The organism is Croceicoccus sp. (assembly GCF_983967925.1).
On record NZ_CFETID010000015.1, the window covers coordinates 63,128 to 89,590 of the forward strand.

Genomic DNA, 26,463 nt, shown 5'->3' on the forward strand with positions numbered 1-26,463 from the left:
GTGCAATCACTCCTGCGGAATGGCAGCCGACACGCGCGTCATGGCGAGCGCGGCGATGATCCAGGCGGCGGCGGCGAACAGCATCGTCCAGATCGGTTCACCCGGGAAAAGCCACAGCATGATCGACCCCATGACGGTGGCGACCAGCAATTGCGGCACGACGATAAAGATGTTGAACAGCCCCATGTAGATGCCCAGCTTCGACTGCGGCAGGTTCGAGGCGAGGATGGCATAGGGCATGGCGAGGATGCTGGCCCAGGCGATGCCGATGCCGATTTCGGCCGCGATCAGCGCATTGGCATCGCGCAGCACGAAAAAGCCCAGAAAGCCCAGCGCGCCCAGCGTCAGGCAAATCGAATGGGTTCGCACCGGCCCGAACCGGCGGCTCATAACCGGCAGCAGCGCAAGCGCGGCCACGGCGGCGACACCGTTATAGACGGTGAACAGCACATTCACCCAGTTCGCGCCTTCGTTATAGGCGGTGCTGGCCGTGTCGGTCGATCCGAACACATATTGGGTGACCACCGGCGTGGTGTTGATCCACATGATGAAAAGCGCCGACCAGCTGAAGAACTGCACCAGCGCCAGCCGCTTCATGACGGGCGGCATGCCCGAGAAATCGCCGACGATGCTGGACAGCATGTTGGGCGGCCGCCCTGCCCGCGCCATGCGGATCGCGATCAGCGTCAGCACGCCGTATAGCGCCATCAGTCCGCCTAGCAGCAGCACTTCCTTTTCCAGCGCAAGCACATCGACCAGCACCACGACCGCCGCGCCCAGCGCGATCCACACCATGCCGGCCAGCGTGGGCTTGTCCGCCAATGCGCGCATCATCGCCGCCTCGTCCACCGGGGTTTGGTGGCTGGCAAAGGCGGCCTGTTCCTCGGGGCTGAACTCGCGCGTCGTCACCACCGTCCAGACGACCGCGACCAGCAAGGCCACCGCGCCCGTCCAGAAGCTGAAGCGCACCGTGTCGGGCAGCGCGCCGGGCGCGGCCACGTTGGATACGCCCAGATGCTCGAGCAGAAACGGGAAGATCGACCCCATCACTGCGCCCGCGCCGATAAAGGCGGTCTGCACGGCATAGCCCGCCGCGTGCTGGTCGGTACGCAGCATGTCGCCGACAAAGGCGCGGAAAGGCTCCATCGAGATATTGAGGCTGGCGTCCAGCACCCATAGCATTGCGGCGGCGAACACCAGCGGCGCGGCAATGGTGGGCGCGAAAGGCATCAGGAACAGCGCAAAAGCCGAAAGCAGGGCGCCGGTCAGGAAATAGGGGCGCCGGCGGCCAAGCCGCGTCCATGTGCGGTCCGACAGATGGCCGATGATGGGCTGCACGATCAGGCCGGTCAGCGGCGCGGCCACCCAAAGCGCCGGCAGGTCGTCCATGCTGGCGCCCAAGGTCTGGAAGACCCGGCTCATATTCGCATTCTGAAGCGCAAAGCCGATCTGGATGCCGAAAAAGCCGAAGCTGATGTTCCACAGCCCCCAGAATCCCTGCAGCGGTTTTTCCGTCCGGCTCATATCGGCGCTTGTCCTTTCCCTCCGCGCCCGGATCGTGCTCGCCGCGCGTCAATCGTGAATGGCTGCACGGATCGCGGCAGGGCCACAAGCTGAATACGAATACATTCGCGGCTGGTGCGTGGGCGAACGGGCCCCTTATCCCGCGACCGTGCTGCCCCTGACGATCAGGCGGGTCGGCAATCGCGCCTCGGGCAGGGGCCTGCCTTCTATCTGAGCCACCAGCGTATCGATCAGCCGCACGCCCGCGCCCGCGATGTCCTGCTGGACGGTGGTCAGCGGCGGGGTGGTCAGGCTGGCGCCGGGGATATTGTCGAAGCCGACGACCGCCACATCTTCGGGGATCGCAAGGCCCGCCGCGGTCAGCGCGCGCATCGCACCGATGGCGATCAGGTCACTGGCGGCAAAAACGGCGTCGAATGGCTCGCCCGATGCGATCAGGCGGTTGGCGGCCTGGAATCCCGCCTTCTCGTTCGTCAGCGCGTCGAACTGCAAGGCCGGGTCGGGCTGAATGCCCGCGTCCCGCAATGCATTGCACAGTCCCTCGTAACGGTCCGCAAACTCGGGGTAATGGCTGTCCGCATGGCCCAGAAAGGCGATCCGGCGGCGGCCGAGCGACAGCAGATGTTCGCTCGCCAGCCGCCCTGCACCCAGATTGTCCGAGCCGATCGTCGCCCCGCTCGTTTCCGAACGCACCGAACCCCATCGCGCGAAATTGGCCCCCTGCTCGACCAGCTGCGCCAGCCGGGCCTGATAGATCTCCCAGTCGCCATAGCCCAGCAGGATCAGCCCGTCGGCGCGGTTCGCGTCCTGGTAACGCAGGTGCCAGTCGTCCTCCATCCGCTGGAACGAGATCAGCAGGTCCAGCCCCCGGTTCGCGCAGGCGCGGGTGATCGAACCCAGCATGGCAAGGAAGAAGGGATTGATCTTGCTGTCGTCGGCAGTCTGATCCTCGAAGAACAGCAGCGCGATGGTGTTCGACCGCTGCGAACGCAGCGATGACGCGTTCTTGTCGACCGTGTAATTGAGGTCGCGCGCGATCTCCTCGATGCGCGCACGGGTCTCGGCACTGACGGACCGGTCGCCGCGAAGCGCCCTGCTGACGGTAGGCTGCGACACGCCCGCGGCATAGGCGATGTCGAAACTGGTCGGCCTCCCCGTCGGCCTGCGCCCCATCGTTCCTCTCTCCTTCTTGGCGGCGAGTCCGATCCCGCCGCATCGCCAAATCTAGCCCAACTCGGCCGTGCCGAAAAGCGGCGAGAAACCCATTGCAATTCAGCAGTTTATGCAATCTCGCAACAGCAGCGTATACGTATGCCATCTATCGGGCGCTGCAAAATCACCTGTATTCAGAACCTCAAGGGCCCCGCCAGAGGCCCGAAATTGCAAGCCGGTTAAGGTCCTCCGAAGGACCCCGCAACACCGGACTATGGGGACTGAGGATGAGCAAGCGAAACACCCTGCGCCACGGCGCAAGCATCACGGCATTTACCATTGCGATGGCCATGATGGCCGCACCCGGAATCGTATCGGCGCAGGAAGCGACCATCGAACCCGGCGATCAGGACGTGGACGAGGACACCGGCGCAGCCGCCGGCGAGATCGTCGTCTCCGGCTACCGCGAGGCGCTCGAAACCTCGATCAATCTCAAGCGCGAAAGCCCGGTCATTGCCGAGGCGTTCTCGTCGGAAGACATCGGCAAGCTGCCGGACGTGTCCATCGCCGAAACGCTGGGCCGACTGCCCGGCCTCGCGGTGCAGCGCATCAACGGACGCGCACAGTCGCTGTCGGTCCGCGGCCTTGGTCCCGATTATTCGACCTCGCTGCTGAACGGGCGCGAGCTGGTGTCCTCTGGCGATAACCGCGCCGTGGAATACGACCAGTATCCGGCCGAGCTGATCAATCAGGGCATCGTCTACAAGACCCCCTATGCGGGCCTGATCGGCCAGGGCCTTGCGGGCACGGTCGACCTGCGCACGATCCGCCCGCTTGCCGCTGGCGAGCGCATCATCTCGCTTGGCGGACGGCTCGAATTCAACGAGGACGGCTCGCTCAACCCCGATCTCGACGGCTGGGGCTATCGCGCGACCGGAACCTATGTCGACCAGTTCGCAGGCGACACGCTGGGCGTCGCGCTGGGCCTTGCCCTGCAGTCGAGCCCTAGTCAGGTCGAGCGTTTCAACGCCTGGGGCTATCCCGAGATCTCGGAAGGCGACGTCACCGGCGGCGTCGCGCCCGCGGGCAGCGAGGGCACTATGGTGCTGGGCGGCATGAAGCCCTACGCCAAGTCCGTCGACCTCGACCGCCTTGGCGCGTTCGGCACCATCGAGTGGGAGCCGACCGCCGACATCAACACCTCTCTCGACCTGTTCTACGCCGACTACCGCGAACGCATTCCGATGCGCGGCATCGAGTTCCCGCTCTATCCGGGCTGGGGCGCGACCGACACGATTACCAATGTGGGCAATGCCGGCGGCTTCGCCGACGAGGTGACCTATGACGGCGTGCAGCCCGTGGTCCGCAACGATTACGACCGTAAGGATACCGAAACCTTCGCGGCCGGCTGGAACACCAAGTACGAGAATGACGATGTCCTGCTGAACCTCGACATCTCCTACTCGATGGCGGATCGCCGCCTGCAGCAGATCGAAAGCTATTCCGGTTTTGGCTATGGCGCCAACCCCGCCGATCCGTCCGACACGATCAGCTATGTGCTGTCCGACGGCAAGTTCCCCTATCGCTTTACCAATGTCGCCGATTATTCGGACACGAACACCATCGTGCTGACCGATCCGCGCGGCTGGGGCGGCGGGCGCAATATCGTGCAGGGCGGTTTCATCAACGACACCACCACCAAGGACGAGCTGTGGACCGGCCGGTTCGAGGTCGTGGGCAAGGTTCAGAGCCCCTTCATCAAGCAGCTGGTCCTGGGCGCGGCCTATTCCGACCGCACCAAGAAGCGCGACATCACGCAGAACTTCCTGAGCTTTGCCGGCGGCACCTCGACCGATCCGAACGATCCGGGCGCGATCCGCGAGACGCCGATCCCCGAAGATGCACTGCTGGATCCGATCGACAGCCTCGGCTTCCTCGGCTTCGGTCCGCAGGTCGCTTATGATCCGTTCGCGCTGATCGACAACGGCACCTATCTGCTGACCAGCGTCGAAGGGTCGGACCTGCCCTATCCCGGCGACTGGAAGGTCAGCGAGAAAGTGTGGACCGGCTATGTCCGCGCCGACCTCGACGCGATGCTGGGCAGCATTCCGATGACCGGCAATATCGGCGGCCAGCTGGTCTTCACCGACCAGAGCTCGAGCGGGTTCAACTCGCCCGGCGGCATCGGCGCGGTGCAGGTCCCCGTCACCGACGGAGACACCTATGCCGACTTCCTGCCCAGCGCCTCGCTGAACTTCGAGGTCGGTCTGGACACGACGGTTCGCCTTGCCGCGGCCCGCACGCTGGCCCGTCCGCGCATGGACCAGCTGAACGCCTCGACCAACGCGTCCATCGCAACCTCGCCACAGCCGCCCCTCGGCTCGATCTTCTCGGCCAGCGGCGGCAACCCGCAGCTTCGCCCCTATATGGCGGACAGCGTCGACCTGTCGTTCGAGCATTATTTCGCGGGCGGAAAGGGGTACATCGCGATCGCCGGCTATTACAAATGGCTCGACGACTTCGTGAACCCCAATGCGGTCAGCGCGATCCGCGATTTCAGCTATCTGGTGCCGACGCTGACGCCGGAACAGCAGGCAATCGTCGAGAACACGACCACGCTTGGCTTCGTCAGCGGTCCCGACAACACCGCCGACGGCAGCATCCGCGGCATCGAGGCCAGTGCCGCGATCCCGTTCGAGATCTTCACCACCGCGCTTGAGGGCTTCGGCTTCCAGACCAGCGTCGCCTACACCGACAGCAAGCTGGACGTGACCGACACGATCTCGGGCAGTTCGTTCGAATCCGACGTGCCCGGCCTGTCGAAATGGGTCGTGAACTCGACCGCCTTCTTCGAGAAGTCGGGCTTCGAGGCGCGCCTGTCGCATCGCTACCGGTCGAGCTATCTGGCGGAATTCATCGGCATCTCGGCCACGCGCCAGTTCCGCCAGACCTATGCGGAATCGATCTTCGACGGCCAGATCGGCTATCGTTTCGAGGACGGGTCGCTGGAAGGCCTGTCGCTGACCCTGCAGGCGCTCAACCTGACCGACGAACCCTTCATCAGTTACCAGAGCGAGGACAAGGCGCAGGTCATCGACTACGAACGCTATGGCCGCACCTATCTGGTGGGTGCATCCTACCGCTTCTGATCAGCGGTTTCTCCATTCCGGCCGGGTCTGCTCTCCCTCAGGGCCCGGCCGGAACCGAGCTGCTAGGCTGACCTAACGGAGCGAGCAGGGCCATGGACGATACACAGCAACCTACGATCCTGATCGCGGGCGGCGGAACCGCCGGCTGGATGGCGGCGGCCGCCCTCTCCCGCTTTGCCGCCGGACACCGGATCGTGCTGGTCGAAAGCGATGCAATCGGCACCGTGGGCGTTGGCGAGGCGACGATCCCGCAGATCCACCTGTTCAACAGCGCGATCGGCTTGGACGAGGCGGAATTCCTGCGCGAAACGCGCGGCAGCTTCAAGCTGGGGATCGAATTCGACGGCTGGCTGCGTGACGGGCACAGCTATATGCATGCGTTCGGCCAGATCGGACGCGGTATCGGTCTGCTGCCGTTCCAGCATTACTGGCTGCGTGCCCGGCAACTGGGTTTCGCAAAGCCGCTGCAACGCTATTCGCTGAACGAGCTGGCCGCGCGCACCATGCGGATGCAGCGCGGGCGGACCTCCGCCGGGGCGGAAATGCCATATGCCTATCACTTCGACGCCGGTCTCTATGCCGCGCTGCTGCGCCGCCATGCCGAAGCGCGGGGCGTGGAGCGGCACGAAGGCACCATGGCATCGGTCGACCGCGACGGGGGAAGCGGCGACATCGCCTCGATCACGCTGGACGATGGGCGGGTGCTGGCGGCGGACTTCTTCATCGACTGCACAGGATTTCGCGGACTGCTGATCGAAGGGGCGCTTGAGACCGGCTTCGACGACTGGTCGAATTACCTGCCTTGCGACCGCGCGATGGCCGTGCCTTGCGAGGGCGGCGGGGATTTCACGCCCTACACCAAATCCATCGCGCGCAAGGCGGGGTGGCAGTGGCGCATTCCATTGCAGCACCGGATCGGCAACGGGCTGGTCTATTCCTCTGCCCATCTACCGGATGACGAGGCTGCGGAAATGCTGCTGGCCAATCTCGACGGCGCGACGCAGGCCGATCCCCGTCCGATCCGCTTTACGACGGGCAAGCGGCGCAAGCACTGGAACCGCAACTGCCTCGCGCTCGGCCTTGCCGCCGGTTTCATGGAGCCGCTGGAATCGACCAGCATCCATCTGATCCAGAGCGCGATCAGCCGCTTCCTCGCCCTGCTGCCCGACGGCCGGCCCAGCGAGGCCGCGATAAGCCATTTCAACGCGCAGGCCGATTTCGAATGGACTCGCATCCGCGACTTCCTGATCCTGCACTACACCGCGAACGAACGGCACGGCGAGCCGTTCTGGGACGCGGTCCGCACCATGCCGCTACCCTCCACGCTGACCGACAAGATCGCGCTGTGGCGCGACACCGGCTTCATCCACCGCGAGCACGAAGAACTGTTCACCGAAGTTGCGTGGTTCCAGGTCTTCGCCGGCCAAGGCGTCGAGGCGCAGGGCCATAACCCCATCGCCGACACGCTGGACGAAGCGCAATTGCGCGACCTGATGCAGGGAACCGAGGCTGCGCTTGTCGAACAGGTGCGCGCCATGCCGCGACACATCGACTTCCTGCAGGACTTCATCAACGGCCGCGCCAAGGAACCCGCATGACACGCATATTCCCCGTGCTCGCCGCCATATCCGGCCTCGCCCTGTCGGCCTGCGCCTCGGTGCAGGCACAGCCGGCTTCCGAGGCGTTCCGCGAGCGCGCGCCTTCGGAGGAAGTGGTCTATTTCGTGCTGCCCGACCGGTTCGAGAATGGCGATCCTGCCAACGATCGCGGCGGCCTTACCGGCGACCGGCTGGCCACGGGATATGATCCCGCAGCCAAGGGCTATTTCCACGGCGGCGACCTGAAAGGCCTGACCGAAAGGCTCGATTACCTGCAGGGCATGGGGATCACCGCGATCTGGTTCGCGCCGATCTTCCAGAACAAGGTCGTGCAAGGACCGGTGGGCGACGAAAGCGCGGGCTATCACGGTTACTGGGTGACCGATTTCACGCGGCCCGACAGCCATTTCGGCACGCGCGAGGAATTCCGTGCCTTCGTCGACGCGGCCCATGCGCGCGGGATGAAGGTCTATATGGACATCATCACCAACCACACCGCCGATGTCATCCGCTACCGCGAAGGCGAAGCGAACGACTATCTCTATCGCAGCCGCGCCGATTTTCCCTATTCGACGAAAGGCGGCCCCAACGGCGAAGCGATCAACCCCGGATTCATGGGCGACACCGACAGCAGCGAGGCCAATTTCGCCAGGCTGACCGACCCGTCCTTCGCCTACACCCCCTATGTCCCGGCGGGCGAGGAGGAGGTGAAGGTCCCGGCGTGGCTCAACGATCCGGTCTATTATCACAATCGCGGCAATTCGACATTTACCGGCGAGGACAGCCGCTTCGGCGATTTCGTGGGTCTGGACGATCTGTTCACCGAACATCCGCGCGTGCGGCAGGGCATGATCGACATCTATGGATCGTGGATCGACGACTTCGGCATCGACGGGTTCCGCATCGACACCGCGCGCCATGTCGATCCCGGATTCTGGCAGGCATTCGTCCCCGCCATGCAGGCCCGTGCCCGCGCCCGCGGTATTCCCAATTTCCACATGTTCGGCGAAGTCTACAAGGACGTGCCCGCCAACGGCTATATCGCGCAATATACCCGCCGCGACGGCCTGCCCGCCGTGCTCGATTTCGCCTTCCAGTCCTCGATGCGCGAGGCATTGGGACGCGGCAAGGGCACAGTCATCCTCAACGAACTGTTCGACGGCGACGTGCTCTACGAAGGCGGAGACGAAGCGGCGCTGAACCTGCCGACCTTCCTTGGCAATCACGACATGGGCCGCTTTTCGACCCTGCTGCGCGAGGATATGCCGCAGATCGGGCAGGACGAACTGCTCGCCCGCGTGATGCTGGGCCATGCGATGATGCTGACGCTGCGCGGATCGCCGGTCATCTATTACGGCGACGAGCAAGGCTTCGTCGGCGACGGCAACGACCAGCTTGCGCGCGAGGATATGTTTGCCAGCCGGACCGCCGTCTATAACGACAACGCGCTGATCGGCACCGATGCGACCACGGCAGAGGCCAATTTCGACCCTGACCATCCGCTCTACCGCCTGATCGCGCAATTCTCCGCTATCCGCAGCGCGCACCCTGCCCTGTCGCGCGGCCGCCAGATGGTGCGCGCTTACGAACAGGAGCCGGGGCTGTTCGCTGTCTCGCGCTTCGATCCGGAAACGGGGCGCGAATATGTGCTGGCGTTCAACACGTCGGACGCGCCCATCACCCGCAATGTCGTGATCGATTCGCGAGTGCAGACGCTGGAAACGCTGGCGGGCAGCTGCCCCGCCGCGGCCAGCGCACCCGGATCGGCCCGCTTTTCCCTTCCACCATTCGGCTGGGCGATCTGCCGCGCCGACAAGGTTTCGCAATGACAGACAATTTTCCGTGGTGGCGCGGCGCCGCCATCTACCAGATCTATCCGCGCAGCTTCATGGATGCGAACGGCGATGGCATCGGCGACCTGCCGGGCATCACCCAGCGCCTGCCGCACGTCGCTTCTCTAGGCGTGGACGCGATCTGGATATCGCCCTTCTTCACTTCGCCGATGAAGGATTTCGGCTATGACGTGGTGGATTACCGCGATGTCGATCCGATTTTCGGCACGCTCGCCGATTTCGACGCGCTGGTCGCCCGCGCGCATCAGCTGAACCTCAAGGTCCTGATCGACCAGGTCTATTCGCACAGTTCGGACGAGCACCCGTGGTTCGTCGAAAGCCGTTCGAGCCGCGACAATCCAAAGGCGGACTGGTATGTCTGGGCCGATCCCAAGGCCGACGGATCGCCCCCTTCCAACTGGCAATCCGTGTTCGGCGGCCCGGCATGGACTTGGGATGCGCGGCGCGGGCAATATTACCTGCACAATTTCCTCTCCAGCCAGCCGCAGCTGAACGGCCACAATCCCGATGTTCAGGACGCGCTGCTGGCCGTCGCGCAATTCTGGCTGGATCGCGGGGTCGACGGGTTCCGCATCGACGCGCTCAATTTCGCGATGCACGATCCCGCTTTCCGCGACAATCCGCCCGCGCCCTGCAACGGCAAGCCGCGCACGCGCCCGTTCGATTACCAATTGCGGGTCCACAACCAGTCGCATCCCGAGATCCCGGCCTTCATCCGCCGCATTCGCGCCCTCACCGATCGATACGACGCGACCTTCACCGTGGCCGAAGTGGGCGGCGAAGGCGTCGAAGAGGAAATGCGCGCCTTCACCGCCGGGAACGCGCATCTCAATTCCACCTATGGCTTCGACTTCCTTTATGCCGATGCGCTGACGCCCGAACTGGTGTGCAAGGCGATCACGCAGTGGCCCGATGCGCCCGATGGCAACTGGCCCAGTTTCGCTTTCGAGAACCATGACGCGCCGCGAGCGATCTCGCGCTGGGCCCCGCCCGAGCACAAGGCGGAATTCGCGCGAATGAAGATGGCGCTGCTGGCGGCGATGCGCGGCAATATCATCCTCTATAACGGCGAGGAACTGGGGCTGGAGCAGGTCGATATCCCGTACCACCAGTTGCAGGACCCCGAGGCGATTGCCAACTGGCCCCTGACCCTGTCGCGCGACGGTGCGCGCACGCCGATGCCGTGGACGGCGCAGGGCGGCTTTGGCTCGGACACGCCCTGGCTGCCATTTGGAGACGCCAATCTCGCCCGCTCGGTCGAGGCGCAGGAGGAAGACGCGAATTCGCTGCTGCACCACACCCGCGCCATGATCGCGCTGCGCGTTGCGCATCCGGCGCTGCATCACGGGGCGGTCGCGGATTGCCGTGCGGATGGACCTTTGCTGACCTTCATTCGCGAAACCAGCGAAGAGCGGATCTCCTGCGCCTTCAACCTCTCCGCGGAAACCATAACGGCGCCCGAATTGCCCGCGAGCGCGCAAACCCTGCTGGCGCTGAACGGTGCCGATGCAGATGAACTTCCCCCCTTTGCTGTCCGGATTGCCAAGCTATGACCATTCGCCTTTTCGCCGCGGCCCTGCTGGCCGCCACCGCCCTTCCTGCCTCGGCCCTGGCGGGCACGGTCGCCTCGCCCGACGGACGCATCAGCGTGACGGTTGACGCGGACGAGGAAGGCAAGCCGTTCTACGAGGTGATGCGCGACGGAAAGGTTCTGATCGCGCGGTCGCAACTGGGTTTCAACTTCACCGACGAGGACCCGCTACGCCGCAACCTCGCCATTACCGGCGAAACGACCGACAGCGCCGACACGCGCTGGGAACAGCCGTGGGGCGAGCGGCAATTCGTCACCGACCGGCACAACGAACTGGCCGTGACCTTCGCGGAGAAGGACGACACCCCGCGCGGCTTTACCCTGCGCATGCGCGTGTTCGATGACGGCATCGGTTTCCGCTATGAATTCGCGGACCGGGCCGACCATCCGGTGACGAACATCGCCGAGGAACTGACCGAGTTCACCATCGCGCCGGAAGGCACGGCGTGGTGGATCCCGGCGGGCGACTGGAACCGTTACGAATATCTCTATTCGAATACGCCGATCGAGGGCGTGTCGATGGCGCATACGCCGATAACCATGCGGCTTGAGGACGGAACCCATCTGTCGTTCCACGAAGCGGCGCTGGTCGATTATTCGGGCATGTGGCTGCAGCGCCTGCAGGACCGCCGCTTCCGCGCGCATCTGGCGCCGTCCTCGCGCGGGGCGAAGGTGGTGCGCACCGGCGCGTTCCATACGCCGTGGCGCAGCATCCGCATCGCCGACGACGCGGCGGGACTGGTCGAGAACGATCTCGAGCTGAACCTCAACGAACCCAACAAGCTTGGCGATGTATCCTGGTTCGAGCCTGCGAAATATATCGGCATCTGGTGGGGCATGATCTCGAACCGCTGGACATGGGCGCAGGGCGACCGTCACGGCGCGACGACCGAGCGGACCAAGGACTATATCGATTTCGCCGCGAAGAACGGCTTTCGCGGCGTGCTGGTCGAAGGCTGGGATTACGGCTGGGACGGCATCTGGTTCGGTAATGGCCGCGACTTCAGCTTTACCAAGGCCTATCCCGATTTCGATCTGGAAGGCCTTGCCGCCTATGCAAAGGAAAAGGGCGTCCACCTGATCGGCCACCACGAAACCGGCGGCAATATCGCGAATTACGAGGCGCAACTCGCCGACGCGATGGCGCTGTACGGCAGGCTGGGCGTCGATGTCGTCAAGACCGGCTATGTCGCGGACGCGGGCGGCATCATCTCGTGCAATGCCGATATTGCGCTCCCCTGCGAGGGGCAGGTCATGGAATGGCACGACGGCCAGCGGCAGGTGCAGCATCATCTGCGCGTGGTGGAAGAAGCCGCGAAGAACCGCGTCGCGGTCAATCCGCACGAGCCGGTGAAGGATACGGGCCTTCGCCGCACCTATCCCAACTGGGTCGCCCGCGAAGGTGCGCGCGGCATGGAGTATAACGCGTGGGGTCCGTTCAACAACGGACCGGACCACGAACCGACGCTGGTCTATACGCGCATGCTGGCCGGGCCGATGGATTTCACGCCCGGCGTGCTAAGCCTGAAAGGCGACAAGGACGTCCCCCTCGCCTCGACGCTGGCAAAGCAGCTGGGGCTGTATCTGGCGATCTATTCGCCCATCCAGATGGCGGCCGATTTCATCGAGAGCCTGGCCGAGCATCCGCGCGAACTGGAATTCATCAGGGCCGTCCCCGCCGACTGGGCCGAGAGCCACCTGATCGCGGGCGAAGTGGGCGATTACGCCATCTTCGCGCGCAAGGACCGCAACAGTGAAGACTGGTACGTCGGCGGCGTCAACGACGCGACCGCGCGCGAGGTCGCGCTCGACTTCGATTTCCTGACGCCCGGCAAAATGTACAAGGCCACCATCTGGAAGGACGGCGAAGGCGCGACCTATGAAACCGAAGCGCGCCACCGCATCGCCTATGACAACCGCACGGTGAAGGCGGGCGACAGCATGTCGATCTGGCTGGCCCCCGGCGGCGGCGCGGCGATCAGATTGCAGCCGTTGGACTAGCCGCCTGCCGGGCGGGCACAGACCCGCGTGTACATCGCGCGGTGATCCGACCCGTTGTCCGGCAGTACGGCGAACGACCCCACCTCAAGATCGCCCTTCACCATCAGCTGGTCCAGCGGCCAGCCCGCGAACAGATAGCGCGACGGGAAAGTGGCATATGTGCCGCGACCGATCCGCGGATCGCGCCAATCGCCGGTCTCGCGAAAGCGAGTCGTCGTGCGCGACCACGGAACGTCGTTGAAATCCCCCATCACCAGCGCATCGGGCAAACGGTCTGGGGTCTGAACGCCGGCATTGACGATGTTTTCATCGCGCTGCTCGGTGTTCCAGCCGGGGAGCGGCGGTTTCGGGTGCAGGCCGATGAACTCGATCGGCGGTGCGCCGGCCGGTTCCAGCGTCGCATAAAGCGTGGGCGTATCGCGATAGGTATTCTCGACGATATTGGCCTTGGCGACCGGCAGGCGCGTCGCGAACACCAGACCGAAGGCATGCGGCTGAGGATGACGCCGGACAAAGCCATAGGGCGACAGCACCGGTTCGAGCTGGTCGATCCATTCCTTATCGGTTTCCATCAGGAACAGCACGTCGGGATCATATTCGCGGATCTGCCGCGCGATGGCCGCGTAGCCCTTGTTCTTCACCTTCACATTCACCGCCATCGCGGTGAAACATTGCCCGTCCTGCGCCGCATCGGAGCCGCTGGCCAGCCTGACCTGCGCTTCCGCGAAGCCGGAATAGGGCCAGATGCGCCAGACATTGATTGCGATGACCAGCGCCAGCACGCCGACCGTGGGCCAGCGCGTCGGTGCCTTCACCACGACCGCAACGATAAGCAATATCGCCGCGATCCAGCTCATCGGTTCGCGCACCATGTCGATGGTCCTGACGTACCAGGCGTCGCTGGGCAAAAGCGATACGAGCACCGCGATCAGCAGCAATATCGCAACGAAAAGACAGAAAATGCCGAGTTTTTTCATAATGTCCCCCTGTTCATCCAATCATCAGGGGGCGCAAACCGTTCCGAGAAATTGTGTCGGGGTGCCGCTTCGCCCTATTCGATCGGGTAGAGCCAGACGGCGCGCTGCCGGAAATCGGTGACGATGCGGAACTGCCGAAGCAGCCCTACGCCGACATTGGCCGGGACCTGCGCATTATCCGCGACATGCGCCCGGACGTTACGGAAACTTCGTCCCGCGATGGTAAGTTCGGGCACATAGACCACCGTGCGCCCGGCCGCCCCGCCGATGCCGCCTGCGGGTTCTACACCGACGGGCCTAAGATTCAGACGCTCGGCCAGTTCGCGGGACAGCAATAGCCCGGTTCCATTGCCGAGATCGAAGTCGGCATCGGCGGCGACACCGCCGAAGGTCACCGGGATCGTTTCGATGCCATGGGAAGCCGACAATGGCAGCATGACGCCCGCCATCGGCTCGTCACCGGACAGCCACTCGATCCGCCTTCCCTCGATATCGATGGCGAGGCGCCCCGCATCGAACAAATCGCGGCCCACGATGACGGGCACGGGCGCCTTCACGACGCGCGCCTCTATGTCCGACAGATCCATGACCGCTGCTGCGGGGAGCACGACCTGTCGTCCCAGCGCGGTCAGATTGACACCCTCGACGATTTGCGCCTTCACCGTGCCCGCCCCGGTGCCGCGCGCGGTCACTTCCTCGCCCTCCGCAAGCTGCGCCTCACGCGCGAAGCGTGTATCGAGCACCGTCATTTCCGCACCGCTGTCGAGCAGCGCCTCGGCCTTGCGGCCGTTCACTTCGGCATGGATGAAAAGGCGGTCGCCCCGCACGATCAGCTCATCGGCCTGAACCGTAAGGGGAATGGACACCGCAAGAGGGAAGGACAGGGCGGCGGCTATCAGGATGTTTCTCATTCAGCGCCCCTTGTCGATCAAACCGGCGGGCGCTGCAATTGATCGACGGGCGACATAGAACCGTCGGCAAACATCAGATCGGGAAACGAAAAAGGGCGGCATCCGTGCAGATGCCGCCCCTTTCCTCAGGACCCAATCGATCAATAGCGATCGGCGTTCATGACCTTGGTCCACGCATCGACGAAATCCTCGACGAACATGCGCTCCGCATCTGCCGAGGCATAGGCTTCGGCCACCGCGCGCAGTTCCGAATTCGATCCGAAGATCAGGTCCACCGGGGTCGCGGTCCATTTCGCCGCGCCGGTGGCGCGGTCCTTGCCGGCGTAGAGGCCCGCATTCGCGGTCTTTTCCCACACCGTGTCCATGGTGAGCAGGTTGGTGAAAAAGGCATTGTCCAGCACACCGGGCGTCTCGGTCAGCACGCCATTCGCGCTGTTCCCGGTATTTGCGCCCAGAACGCGCATGCCGCCGACCAGAGCGGTCATTTCGGGCACGGTCAGGCCCAGCATGTCCGCCTTGTCCACCATCGCCTCTGCCGGGGGAAGATCGGCATCGGGCGCATAATAATTGCGGAACGCGTCGGCCTTGGGTTCAAGATAGGCGAAGGATGCCACGTCGGTCTGTTCCTGCGTCGCATCGACGCGGCCGGGCGTGAAGGGCACGGTTACATCGTGGCCGGCCTGCCCTGCCGCATATTCCACCGCCGCCGAACCGCCCAGCACGATCAGGTCGGCCATCGACATGCGAATGCCCCGGCCCGCCAGATCGGACTGCACAGCCGAAAGCGCGTCCATCACCTTCGCGATCTCGGCCGGATCGTTGACCGCCCAGTTCTGCTGCGGATCGAGCCGCACCCGGGCACCGTTCGCGCCGCCGCGCATGTCGGTATCGCGATAGGTGGAGGCCGATGCCCATGCCGCGCGCACCAGTTCGGGAACGGAAAGGCCCGATCCCAGCAGCGCCGCCTTCGCGGTGTCGATCTGCGCTGCGCTCGGGGCAGGCAGGCTCGCTTCGGGCAGCGGGTCCTGCCAGGCATAGGTCGCCTTGGGCGCATCGGGACCCAGATAGCGGGCCTGCGGACCAAGATCGCGGTGCGTCAGCTTGAACCAGGCGCGCGCGAAGGCATCCTCGAACTGCTTGGGATCGTCCTGCCAGCGTTCGAGGACCGCGCGGAAACCGGGATCTTCCTTGAGCGCGATGTCGGTGGTGAACATGATCGGCGCATGGAACTTGCCCTCGACATGCGCGTCGGGGACCATGCTGTGCGTCGCCGGATCGGTCGGAATCCACTGCTTCGCACCGGCGGGGCTCTCGGTCAGCTCCCAGTCGAAGTTCAGCAGATTGTCGATATATTGCGTGGTGAACTGCGTCGGCGCGGCAGTCCATGCGCCTTCCAGGCCCGAGGTGATCGTGTCCTCGGAATGACCCTTGCCGCATTTGTTGGCCCAGCCCAAACCTTGCTGCTCCACACCCGCTGCGGTCGGTTCCGCGGCGAGGCACTGGTCCGGCTTGTGCGCGCCATGCGCCTTGCCGAACGTGTGGCCGCCCGCGATCAGCGCCAGCGTCTCCTCGTCATCCATCGCCATATTGCCGAAAGCGGTCCGGATCGCCGCGGCCGCCGAAACCGGATCGTGATTGCCGCCCGGACCTTCGGGATTGACATAGATAAGGCCCATCTGCGTGGCGGCCAGATCGCGCTTCAGCGATCCATCGGGGTTGGTCCGCTCATGCCCCAGCATCTCGGTCTCTGGGCCCCAATACACCATGTCGGGCTGCCAGGCGTCGACGCGTCCGCCCGCGAAACCGACGGTCTGGAACCCCATGTCCTCAAGCGCGACATTGCCGGTCAGCACCATCAGATCGCCCCATGACAGCGCGCGGCCGTATTTCTGCTTGATCGGCCAGACGAGACGGCGCGCCTTGTCGAGGCTGACATTGTCGGGCCAGCTGTTCAGCGGATCGAAGCGCTGTTCGCCGCCGTCGCTGCCGCCGCGCCCGTCGCCGACGCGATAGGTGCCGGCGCTGTGCCATGCCATGCGGATGAAGAACGGGCCGTAATGCCCGTAATCGGCGGGCCACCACGGCTGAGAGGTGGTCAGCGTCTTGCGGATGTCTTCCTTGACGGCCGCAAGGTCGAGCTTGCCGAACTCTTCGGCGTAATCGTAATCGGGACCGTATGGATTGGCCTTGGTCGCCTCATGCTGACGCAGCGCGCTGAGGTCGAGGCGCATCGGCCACCAGTCCTCGTTGGTCATTCCGCCGGGCCTTGTCGGGACGGGGCCCGCCTGCTCGGTCACGGTTTCGTTTTCGACCTGCGCATATGCGGGCAATGAAAGACCCAGAGCACTGGCAAGCAGCACGGTTCGAACGGCAATCTTCACAGCAATGTCTCCCCTGGTTCGATGCGTCGCAGCGCAACGACCATAGTGCTAGACGAAAGACAGTTGATCGTGAAAGCGAAAGAAATTGACGCCTGTCATCGAACCATTCGATTGACCATCCGGCGCATCCGATAATCGGGAAGACGCCCCCGATCGATCCTATGGCTGGACCGATCGGGCGGCAGAATGCCTGTGTGCAGCGAAGCGGCGCCTATTGCGCGGTTTTCGCCGCCTCCTCGCTGATCACGTAGAGATAGTCGACATAGGCCATCGTTGCCTCGTCCAGACCGTTGACCTTGGGATCGCTGCTGTCGATCAGGAACCATTCGTTCGGCGCATGCGCACCGCCGCCACGGCTCAGCCCGAACTGCGATGCGGGAAGGTTGAGCGGCGGCCCGTTGAAGATCACGCCCGGCCAGCTACCCGCATTGCGCGGCCTGATCGAATAGGGAATGCCGTCCTTTTCGAACAGCGCCTTCTGCGCGCGGATCAGCACGCTGTCCTCGTCGGTTTCATTGGGACCATATCCGCCCGAAACGGTGACCTGCACATCGTCGAAACCGCGCTTGGCCAGATGCGCCTTCAGCTTGCTGACCGCTTCGTCCTTGGTCATTGCGGGGACCAGCCGGAATTCCAGCTTGGCCTCTGCGCGGCCGGGCAGCACGGTCTTGCCGCCGGTTCCGGTATAGCCCGCGACAAGGCCCTGAATATTGACGGTCGGCTGCGAATAGAACCTTTCAAGGCTGGTGACATAAGGCTCGTCGTCGATCCAGCGGCCGACGCCCAGCAGGTCCTTCTCCGCCTGCTCGGGGTTCATCTTGGCTCCTTCGGCGATCAGCTGCTTCTGCCGTTCGGTCAAGGGGCGCACATTCTCGAACCATCCGTCGATCGCGGGCGTATGGCCGTCATCGGCGACCAGCGTGTCCAGCGCCTTGACCAGCCGCCATGCTGGGTTTTCGATCCGGGCGTGGTTCGATGAATGGATGTCCGTTTTGGGATATTTGTCGGATGTTTCCCCGCCGACGACCAGCTGGAATTCCACCGCGCCCTTGGCGCCCAGCGTGATATTCGCGCTGCCGTCCTCGCTCTGCGCGGCGGAAGGGATGAAGACGCCGATACTGCGCGAAAGCGCCTCACGCACTTCGGGAACGGCCACGACCTGATCGAAATGAGTGGAGGCGACCTCCTCCTCGCCCTCCGCCACAAGGACGAGATTGACGGGCAGTTTCTTGCCGCTGGCCTGGATCGCCTTTATCGCGGCGAGGAAGGCCATTTCCGGCCCCTTCTGGTTGACCGCGCCGCGTCCGACCATCGTCAGCCCCTCGCCTTCCCGCTCGACAAGTTTTCCTTCGAGGGGCGGGTTGTCCCATTCGGCGGGATCGAACTGCTTGACGTCATACATGAAATAGAGGCCGAGCGTCGTGTCGGCGCCTGCGTCCAACGTCGCGAACACTGCCGGGACGCCGTCGGTGGGGATGATCTTCGCCTGCTGGAAACCTGCGTCCAGCGCCAGCTGTTTCATATATTCGGCGCCCTGCGGCGTATTGCGCTTTTCCGCCGCGATGGTCGGGAGGGCAATCCAGTTCCTCAGAGCCTCGATCGTGTTGTCGTGCTGCGCCTCGACCACGCCGGCGATCTTCTCGCGATCGGGCGTTTCCGCGTTGGCTGGCATGGCGGCGGACACGAGAAGCGCGGCTGCCACGAAACGAGAAATGCGACCTGTCATAAAATTCGTCCCCCCATTGTCGGTTGTTACAAGGCTAACAGGCGGTCCGCGTGACGCAACGGGTTTCGAACATGCAAAAGCACGGTTCGACGGATGTCATGACGAGGTCGCTCTTGGGCAGAAGATGACTTAGGGATAACCAATCGGCAAGATTGGCGATCCAGCTCGCTACAGGGGCGCGTCCAGCGCCTCGCGCAAGGTCGAAAGGCATCTGGGATCGATTGCCCTGCCCGCCTCCTTTTCCATGATCGCAAAAGCCTCATCCACGGAGAGAGCCGAGCGGTAGGGGCGGTCCGCCGTAAGGGCGTCGAAAAAATCGCAGACAGTGATGATCCGCGCTTCCAGCGCAAGCTGGCTTTCGTCGAGACCTAGGGGATAGCCTTTCCCGTCGAGACGCTCATGATGCGAGGCGGCGATGTGCGCCATGTCCCGCATGGGCGCGATCCGGCCCAATATCTCGGCCGTGCGCAGGGCGTGACTGCGCATTGCGTTCCATTCGTCGTCCTCAAGCTTGCCCGGCTTTTCGAGTATCTGGCTGCTGACGCCCAGCTTGCCCACGTCGTGCAGCATGGCTGCCCTGCGCAACGAGCGCAATTGCGCTTCGTCCAGCCCAAGCGCCTCGCCGACCAGCATGGCGTATTCGCCGACCCGCTGGCTGTGACCCGATGTGAACGGGCTTTTCGCGTCGATCACCCGCCCAAAGGCGGCGGTGATGTCGTCAAGGAATTTTTCATCGACGGGAATGCCCATTTCTTCGGGCAGCAGCGTGACCACATGCATAGCGAGGTCGGGATCCGCAAGCATGCTCCAGAAACGCTCGTCCTTGCTCAATGCAGAGAAAGCCTCGCACATTCGGGGATCCAGCCAGCTTCCGGACAATCGTTCGACTTCGGCCTGTGCAGCCTGCGGTCCTGCATTGGTGAAGAAAACATCCGCAACCTGTGACAGCAGCGCGATGCGGGATGCGAGCGGGATGTCGCCGGCCTTGAGGCCGGCTGGCCGACCGCCGCCGTCCCAATGCTCGTCCAGCGAATAGATCGCCTGCGCGACCTCCTCGGGGAAACGCAGCAACCGCGCAATCTCGGCACCGCGAGTGCAGCGCGCCTCGATCATGTCATCGACGATTTGCGGTCCGTTCCGCAGGATGTTCACGATCGCGGTGCCGCGCCGCAACAGCGATTCCCCGCGCCCGGTCTTGGCAAAGACAAATCGCAGCGCAGGGCCGATGCCGTCGCCGATCAGCTTGAAATCATGTTTGAAGCTGCGATCGTCGGTCAGATAGACCTCTGCCACGCGGGCCGCGTTGCTGCTACACCCCAGATCCTTCAGCATGGCCGCGTAATAGATATTGCGCAGGTCATCCCGGCTTGCACCGAGCCGCTCGCCAAGCTGCATGGCGATCCAGCAAGCCCTAAGGCTGTGCCCTTCCGGTTGCCCCTCGGTAAGATCGAGCGCGAATGAAAACGCGCCCATCAGTTCCGGAAGCGAGCTTTGCACCTCGCTGCCATCGAGTTTAGCCAGATCCTGAATGTCAGCCATGGCAAGCGCGTCCCGAGTTGAAATCGGCTCGGAGCGTAGACGTCACAGGTAAACCGGCGCTTAAGGTCGGTTTCCTTCAGCTTGACGCGGATCTGTGAGGCTTCGCTGGGCGCGAAGGCATCAAAGATTTTTCAGCGCCGTGTCCAAATCGGCAATAATGTCGTCGATGTGCTCGATCCCCACGGAGATCCGCACGACATCGGGGCCTGCGCCCGCTGCGATCAGCTCTTCGCCTTCCAACTGGCTGTGCGTGGTCGAGGCCGGGTGGATGATCAGGGAGCGCGTATCGCCGATATTGGCCAGATGGCTGAACAGCTTGACGCTGGAAACCAGCTTCACGCCCGCCTCGAAACCGCCCTTGACGCCGAAGGTGAAAACCGCGCCGCCCCGGCCACCAAGATATTTGTCGGCCAGCGGCTTGTACGGATTGCCATCAAGCCCGGCATAGGAGACCCATTCGATCTTCTCGTGCTGCTCCAGCCATTTCGCGACGGCCAGCGCATTGTCGCAATGCCGCTCCATGCGCAGCGCCAGCGTCTCCATCCCCGTAAGCGCAAGCCATGCGTTCTGCGGCGCCATCGCGGGGCCGAGGTCGCGCAGCCCCAGCACCCGGCAGGCGATGATGAACGCGATCGGCCCGATCGGCTCAAGCGCATCGGCCAGCACCGCGCCGTGATAGGATCCGTTCGGCTGGGTCAGGCTGGCGAACTTGTCCCCGTGCGCCTTCCAGTCGAACTTACCGGAATCAACGATAAGGCCGCCCACGGCATTGCCATGCCCGTTGAGGAACTTGGTGGTCGAGTGCGTGACGATATCCGCGCCATGCTCGAAAGGACGGCACAGCATGGGCGTTGCCATCGTGTTGTCGACGATCAGGGGAACGCCGCCTTTATGGGCGATGTCGGCGATGGCCGCGATATCGGTGACCACGCCGCCGGGATTGGCAAGGCTTTCGACAAAGACGCAGCGCGTGTCGGCGTCGATTGCCGCGCGAATATTCTCAGGATCGTCGGCGTCGACGAAGCGGGTTTCCCAGCCGAACTTGCGGAACGCCTCACCCATCTGGTTGAGCGAGCCCCCGTACAGCTTGCGCGCGGCGACGATATTGCAGCCCGGTGCCATCAGCGTGAAGAACGCGATAAGCTGCGCCGCATGGCCGCTTGCCACGCCAAGCGCGCCGACCCCGCCTTCGAGCGCCGCGATCTTCTTTTCCAGAACGTCGTTGGTCGGGTTCATGATCCGCGAATAGATATTGCCGAACTGCTTGAGGGCGAACAGATCCGCGGCATGTTCGGTGCTGTCGAACACATAGCTGGCCGTCTGGTAGATGGGCGTGATCCGTGCGTTAGTCGCCGGATCGGGTTCGCATCCGGCGTGCACCGTCATCGTTTCCAGATTATGCTCGGTCATCAGAAATCCCGTCCCTTATGTCTTGAAGTCCGACAGCGATTAACACGCCATATCGACGACTTCCATCTCGCGCGCGATCCGGCGCTTGCGTATCGCGCGCGGCCGCGCCAATCGGCCTCTATGCGCATCGCCCTGTTCGAACCCGAAATTGCCGGAAACGTCGGCGCCGTCCTCAGGCTCGGCGCCTGTTTCGGGGCGACGATACATCTGATCGAGCCGATGGGATTCGAATGGGACGACCGGCGCGTCAGGCGGACCGCCATGGATTACATCGATCACGTCGATATCGTGCGCCATTCCGGATTCAATGCCTTTATCGCGGAAGCGCGCCCGGAAAGGCTGGTGCTGTTCACGACGAAAGCCAGTCAATCGGCCTATGAGTTCCAGTTTCAAACCGGCGACACACTGCTTTTCGGAAAGGAAAGCGCAGGCGTTCCGCAGCATGTTGCAGAGGCCTGCCAGGAACGGGTCAGAATACCGATGCGAGCAGAAGTTCGTTCGATGAACCTTGCGACCTCTGCGGCGCTCGCCCTTGGAGAGGCGCTTCGCCAGACCGGCGGGTTGCCCGCTTAGGTTTATTACCCTGAACGAAAAGATTTTCCGTCATGACACGGGTCCGCTAGGCAAAAAGCAACCTGTGCGAAACGGTAGCGGAGGGGGACACGAACCCCCGACACGCAGTTCAGGCGAAGGCCGAGATCCGGTCGATCACCCAGAACATGCTGATCGTCCCGATGGCATAAGGCGCCAGCTTGCGCGTAGCCATCGGCCAATCGGACTGCAGCGCCAGCAGGCGCATGACAATCAGCACCACGCCCACGAATGCCAGCTGCCCCAATTCCACCCCGATGTTGAAGCTGGCAAGTGCGAGCGGAATGGCACTTTGTGGCAGACCGAGTTCCGACAATGCACCCGCGAAGCCAAAGCCATGCAGCAGCCCGAAGATAAGTGCGACCAGCCAGGGTTTGCGACTGGTCAACGTCTCCTTGCCGTCCAATGTGCGCAAAATCTCGACCGCGAGGAAAACGATGCTGAGCGCGATAGTCGCCTCCACCGGCGGTCCCGGCACATCGACATAGCCCAGCACCGCAAGGCTGAGCGTGACGCTGTGTGCGACGGTGAAGGCCGTGATCATCTTTACGATCCGCACGGCGCCGCGCGTGATGATGACGAGCGCCAGCACGAAAAGCAGATGATCGAAGCCTAGCAATATATGCTCGACCCCCAGCACGATATAGCTGCGCGCCACCGTCCAGAACGACGGTTCGGTCTCGATCGTAACCGCCGCATTGGTCGGCTGCAGGAGATAGCTGTGGCGACGACCGTCCAGCAGATCGATCTCTGCCAAAGCATCAACGGTGGAGCGCTCCAACCCGTTGATCCGCAGTTCTGTGCCGCCCAGTGATCGGGTGCCGGCAAGGCGATAATGGAATACGACGAAACCATCGACCAGCGCCCCGTCTTCGGTTTCTTCCAACTCGAACGAGGAATCGAAACGTGGCGTGATGTCCAGCACAGTGTCGTCGGTGCGCGGCACCTTCCAGAGAACGTCATAACGGTCCGGCGCGATTTCTCGCACTTGCAGGAAGGCAGTGCGGATTTCATGTGCCTCTGCGCCTGCAACGCGGAACGTAAACATCATCAGCGCCAGCACTAGGGCGCGCCACAGCATCGTTGGCATATGCTGTCTATTGGCCTGCATCGTCATCGGCCAGCCATCGCCGTGCGAAGCTCTTCGGGAACGTCCTTGGCGGTGACGCGAACTTTGTAGTTTGCGAGCAGGCTCTGGAAGGTCGCATCCTCGGCATTCAATTGCGCCTGATATTCATATTCCCGCTGCACCAAGGACTTCACGGCAGCGAAATCCGGCATATGGGCAGCGTCGCGCTTGTCGATGCGGATAAGATGGAGCCCGTATCCGGACTCGACCGGCCCCGCCTATTCGCCAAGTGGCAAGGCAGCCAATTGGACTGGAAAGCCATCGCCAAAGGCATTGGCCAGATCGATAGAGGTCGTCTCCGGCCAGACATTCGGCACTCCCAACCGGGCCTCGCTGGTCGCAGGGACAGAGCCACCGCCGCGCAAGGAAGCCAGTGTTGCAGCAGCCTGCCGGCGCTCGGTCGGAAGAAACAACACCTGCTGGAACGCATAGGATTGGGGCACTCGGAAAAGCTCTGGATGATCACGCAGGAAAGCGCGCAAATCATCGTCGGTGGCCGGCTTCATCAGCCTGCCAAGATCGCCCGCCACCGCTTCCATCTTCTGCGCAAGCCGGCGCTTGATGATCTCGTCATTCTTGTCGAGATTCAGGCGCAGCCCTTCGCGATAGAACACTTCCTTGCGGACATGGCGGTCGATGATCGCCTGCACGTCCTGCGGGGACGGTTCGCGTTTCCACTGCGCCTCCCACAAGGTCTTCAAATGATCGAACTCCCGCTGGTCGATCACGATTTCGTCCATCGGCGGCTGTGGCGGGTGAAGCCAATACCAGCCGCCAAAGATCAGGGTGCCCAGCGCGATGAAATGAACCAACGGCTCCCGAGCCAGTCTGAGCATCATGAGGATCAGCTCGGTTCGTGCCAGATCGGCGAGCCCCACGCGCGCTCGACAATCTGGCGCTTGACGTCGGGAGCAAACTTCACGCCCTTGCGCAGCTCGTCGTAAAGCGGCCAGCGCGCGGTCGGCAGTTGCAACACGCGGATGTAGTAATAGGCCTGCCGGTTCGGATCGTAGTCGGGATCGGTCCACAGGCCCATCAACTCGGCACTACCCTTGGTGGTATTGAACCTGCCGGTCTTCACGTCGATGGGCGCATTGATCGGCTGTACCGTCCCGTCGGAGCGCAGGCGATTGCCCGATGCCACGGCATTATAGACCTTGTCCTTGATATCGCCGTTTTCATACCAGCCCTTCACGATCTGGATGCGATCGAGATTGGGGCCGATCGGGTCCTTCACCGCCCAGACCAGCAATTGCGGGGCGCCGCTGCCGGTATAGTTGCCACCCATCGGAACGCCCTTGGCTTAGCCGTCCCGGACCATAGCCGCATAGGAGGGATAGCTCGACGCAAACCCCTGCCCGGCGAAAGCCCGCACCTTCATTCGTGGCCCGCTGGTTGCGAAGGTTTCCTTGGCGGCCATGCTATCCCAGATCGCACCGCGGGTATTGGACGTCGCCCACACGCCCGTAATGGCACCGGGGTTGAGATCGGACACCTTCATTTCACCTTCAAGGATGGCAGTTGCCCGGATCTCTGCCGTCTGATCGGCAAGGCCGTGACTACCCACGTCCCAGTTGTCCTCGGCCACATTGCTGGGCGCGCCATTATGGCTGTCGGTGCCGCCGACAAAGCCGTATTTAAACGGGTTTACGCCAAGATCGGACCGATATTTCAGACCGCGACCAAGCCCCCAGCGCACGAAATTTCGCTTCATGAAGGTGCGGTCGTTATAGTCCTGCAGGGACCGCGCATTTTCAAAATCGGCAAACTCCTCATTCGGCCAGAAATCGGGCACCACTTCGGAATTGCCCTTGATCTGCATCATCTCGATCAGTGGCTCCATGCTGGCGCGCGTAGCCGCATATTCGCGCGTGATCGGCTTGCCGCTCAACGTGGTCTCGGTGAAGAGCAGCCCTTTGCTCTCGTTCGAATTGTGGGGCATCGCGAACACTTTGACGCCTTTGTCGCGCTGAGCCTTCATCCATGCCCAAAGCTCTTCAGGGTCGGCCCCCTCGTTTGACGAGAAAGGCACGTTGGGAACGTTGGTGTCGCGGAACAGAATGTTGCGATGCAGGTTCAAGCCGCCCGGCGCCGAAGTCCATTCATACGCGTGGATGGTCGTGAACTTGCCGGGGATATAGTGCTTCTCGGTCGCCTCGAAGTTCCTTCGCCAGGTCGTCTCGATCGCGCTGGTGCCCTGAAAGAACGAGGGACGCGGATCGCCCCCGCCCGCCAGCGGTTCCAGCACATATTTGGCGTAAAGCCCCAGAGCCGTCTCGAGGTCCTTCGCCTCACGGAATGACTTGGCGACCGGGTCGTCATAACCGGGCGCACCGGGATTCATCAGGCTATATGCCTCTCCCATGAATTCGGAGTGGTCGGTGACCGCCACGAAGTCGAGCGGGCGCTTGATCCTGTGCATCGATCCATTGACCATGATCTCTTCACCCTTGGCGAAGCGATAAGCGTCGTCGGGCGTCAGCCGGTTGCCGGCGACGAACGCATCCATCGAGACCCCTGTGTGAACATGGGTCTCACCAAAGAATGCATCTTTCAGCGGGTTCTGGCTGACACCGCTCTCGTCAGCCATCACGGCGGCAGTCTGGGCGCTGGCCGTTTCGCTTTCATAGGAACAGCCAGCCTGGGCCAGTGCAAGCACCGCAATGCTCGCGGAACAAAGGATCTTCATCGTCCTGTCTCCCCGCTCAGCAAATGCAACCCCTTGCGGCCGGGACGGGCGTTTCAGCCAGCGGGCCGTAAGAAGCCAAATGATAGGGGCGATGCAAGGCTAGGCCATCGGGAATTAGCCTAAGGACGAAATGGACCGGCCTCCCACGGGAATCGGAAGCCCAACCTTCAGCAAGATTTTCGAGAAGAATGGTAGCGGAGGAGGGACTCGAACCCCCGACACGCGGATTATGATTCCGCTGC

At 63.2% G+C, this 26,463-nt stretch carries 17 protein-coding genes and 1 pseudogene; 6 read left to right on the forward strand and 12 right to left on the reverse strand.

Annotated features, from left to right (window positions below; genetic code table 11):
• Nucleotides 1–6: 6 nt before the first annotated feature.
• Both AC4FIJ_RS10040 and AC4FIJ_RS10045 read right to left on the reverse strand, forming a co-directional pair.
• Nucleotides 7–1,524 carry an MFS transporter gene (locus AC4FIJ_RS10040; protein WP_490336585.1) on the reverse strand — a complete coding sequence of 506 codons (1,518 nt, stop codon included), beginning with the start codon at nt 1,522–1,524 and terminating at the stop codon, nt 7–9.
• A 135-nt stretch (nt 1,525–1,659) separates the two neighbouring features.
• Nucleotides 1,660–2,697: a LacI family DNA-binding transcriptional regulator gene (locus AC4FIJ_RS10045; RefSeq protein ID WP_490336586.1), complete on the reverse strand. Its 1,038-nt coding sequence runs from the start codon at nt 2,695–2,697 to the stop codon at nt 1,660–1,662.
• A 266-nt stretch (nt 2,698–2,963) separates the two neighbouring features.
• Here AC4FIJ_RS10045 and AC4FIJ_RS10050 point away from each other — a divergent pair, with 266 nt between their 5' ends.
• The 5 genes from AC4FIJ_RS10050 (at nt 2,964) to AC4FIJ_RS10070 (ending at nt 12,868) form a co-directional block, all read left to right on the forward strand.
• Nucleotides 2,964–5,825: a TonB-dependent receptor gene (locus AC4FIJ_RS10050; RefSeq protein WP_490336587.1), complete on the forward strand. Its 2,862-nt coding sequence runs from the start codon at nt 2,964–2,966 to the stop codon at nt 5,823–5,825.
• Between the two features lie 92 nt (nt 5,826–5,917).
• Nucleotides 5,918–7,423 (forward strand): tryptophan halogenase family protein, encoded by a 1,506-nt coding sequence (locus AC4FIJ_RS10055; protein WP_490336588.1) that lies wholly within the window; start codon nt 5,918–5,920, stop codon nt 7,421–7,423.
• Nucleotides 7,420–9,252 carry an alpha-amylase family glycosyl hydrolase gene (locus tag AC4FIJ_RS10060; protein WP_490336589.1) on the forward strand — a complete coding sequence of 611 codons (1,833 nt, stop codon included), beginning with the start codon at nt 7,420–7,422 and terminating at the stop codon, nt 9,250–9,252. The genes AC4FIJ_RS10055 and AC4FIJ_RS10060 overlap by 4 nt, the downstream gene beginning before the upstream one ends.
• Nucleotides 9,249–10,829 carry an alpha-amylase family glycosyl hydrolase gene (locus AC4FIJ_RS10065; protein WP_490336590.1) on the forward strand — a complete coding sequence of 527 codons (1,581 nt, stop codon included), beginning with the start codon at nt 9,249–9,251 and terminating at the stop codon, nt 10,827–10,829. Before AC4FIJ_RS10060 ends, AC4FIJ_RS10065 begins: the two co-directional genes overlap by 4 nt.
• Complete coding sequence (locus tag AC4FIJ_RS10070) at nt 10,826–12,868, forward strand: glycoside hydrolase family 97 protein (RefSeq protein ID WP_490336591.1); 2,043 nt, start codon at nt 10,826–10,828, stop codon at nt 12,866–12,868. Before AC4FIJ_RS10065 ends, AC4FIJ_RS10070 begins: the two co-directional genes overlap by 4 nt.
• Here the strand turns inward: AC4FIJ_RS10070 and AC4FIJ_RS10075 are convergent.
• The 6 genes from AC4FIJ_RS10075 to AC4FIJ_RS10100 form a co-directional block, all read right to left on the reverse strand.
• The gene (locus AC4FIJ_RS10075; protein ID WP_490336592.1) at nt 12,865–13,845 is read right to left on the reverse strand and encodes an endonuclease/exonuclease/phosphatase family protein; all 981 of its coding nucleotides are present in this window, start codon (nt 13,843–13,845) and stop codon (nt 12,865–12,867) included. The genes AC4FIJ_RS10070 and AC4FIJ_RS10075 overlap by 4 nt on opposite strands.
• Before the next feature lie 74 nt (nt 13,846–13,919).
• Nucleotides 13,920–14,756 carry an aspartyl protease family protein gene (locus tag AC4FIJ_RS10080; protein WP_490336593.1) on the reverse strand — a complete coding sequence of 279 codons (837 nt, stop codon included), beginning with the start codon at nt 14,754–14,756 and terminating at the stop codon, nt 13,920–13,922.
• 140 nt (nt 14,757–14,896) lie between these two features.
• Nucleotides 14,897–17,137, reverse strand: a complete 2,241-nt coding sequence (gene katG / locus AC4FIJ_RS10085) for a catalase/peroxidase HPI (protein WP_490336594.1) — start codon at nt 17,135–17,137, stop codon at nt 14,897–14,899.
• A gap of 211 nt (nt 17,138–17,348) precedes the next feature.
• On the reverse strand, nt 17,349–18,863 hold the full coding sequence (locus AC4FIJ_RS10090; RefSeq protein WP_490336595.1) for a M20/M25/M40 family metallo-hydrolase: 1,515 nt from the start codon (nt 18,861–18,863) through the stop codon (nt 17,349–17,351).
• A 168-nt stretch (nt 18,864–19,031) separates the two neighbouring features.
• Nucleotides 19,032–20,402: an HD-GYP domain-containing protein gene (locus AC4FIJ_RS10095; RefSeq protein ID WP_490336596.1), complete on the reverse strand. Its 1,371-nt coding sequence runs from the start codon at nt 20,400–20,402 to the stop codon at nt 19,032–19,034.
• Between the two features lie 120 nt (nt 20,403–20,522).
• Complete coding sequence (locus tag AC4FIJ_RS10100; RefSeq protein WP_490336597.1) at nt 20,523–21,812, reverse strand: O-acetylhomoserine aminocarboxypropyltransferase; 1,290 nt, start codon at nt 21,810–21,812, stop codon at nt 20,523–20,525.
• Between the two features lie 120 nt (nt 21,813–21,932).
• On the opposite strand from AC4FIJ_RS10100, the gene AC4FIJ_RS10105 reads away from it, so the two are divergent.
• Complete coding sequence (locus tag AC4FIJ_RS10105) at nt 21,933–22,385, forward strand: tRNA (cytidine(34)-2'-O)-methyltransferase (protein WP_490336598.1); 453 nt, start codon at nt 21,933–21,935, stop codon at nt 22,383–22,385.
• Between the two features lie 109 nt (nt 22,386–22,494).
• Here AC4FIJ_RS10105 and AC4FIJ_RS10110 read toward each other — a convergent pair whose 3' ends face one another.
• The 4 genes and pseudogenes from AC4FIJ_RS10110 to AC4FIJ_RS10125 form a co-directional block, all read right to left on the reverse strand.
• Nucleotides 22,495–23,493, reverse strand: coding sequence for a HupE/UreJ family protein (locus AC4FIJ_RS10110; RefSeq protein ID WP_490336599.1), 999 nt, complete (start codon nt 23,491–23,493; stop codon nt 22,495–22,497).
• Between the two features lie 23 nt (nt 23,494–23,516).
• The gene (locus tag AC4FIJ_RS10115) at nt 23,517–23,684 is read right to left on the reverse strand and encodes a hypothetical protein (RefSeq protein ID WP_490336600.1); all 168 of its coding nucleotides are present in this window, start codon (nt 23,682–23,684) and stop codon (nt 23,517–23,519) included.
• A gap of 66 nt (nt 23,685–23,750) precedes the next feature.
• Nucleotides 23,751–24,410, reverse strand: coding sequence for a hypothetical protein (locus AC4FIJ_RS10120; protein WP_490336601.1), 660 nt, complete (start codon nt 24,408–24,410; stop codon nt 23,751–23,753).
• A pseudogene (locus AC4FIJ_RS10125) lies at nt 24,377–26,221 on the reverse strand (DUF3604 domain-containing protein). The gene AC4FIJ_RS10120 and the pseudogene AC4FIJ_RS10125 overlap by 34 nt, the downstream one beginning before the upstream one ends.
• Between the last annotated feature and the right edge of the window lie 242 nt (nt 26,222–26,463).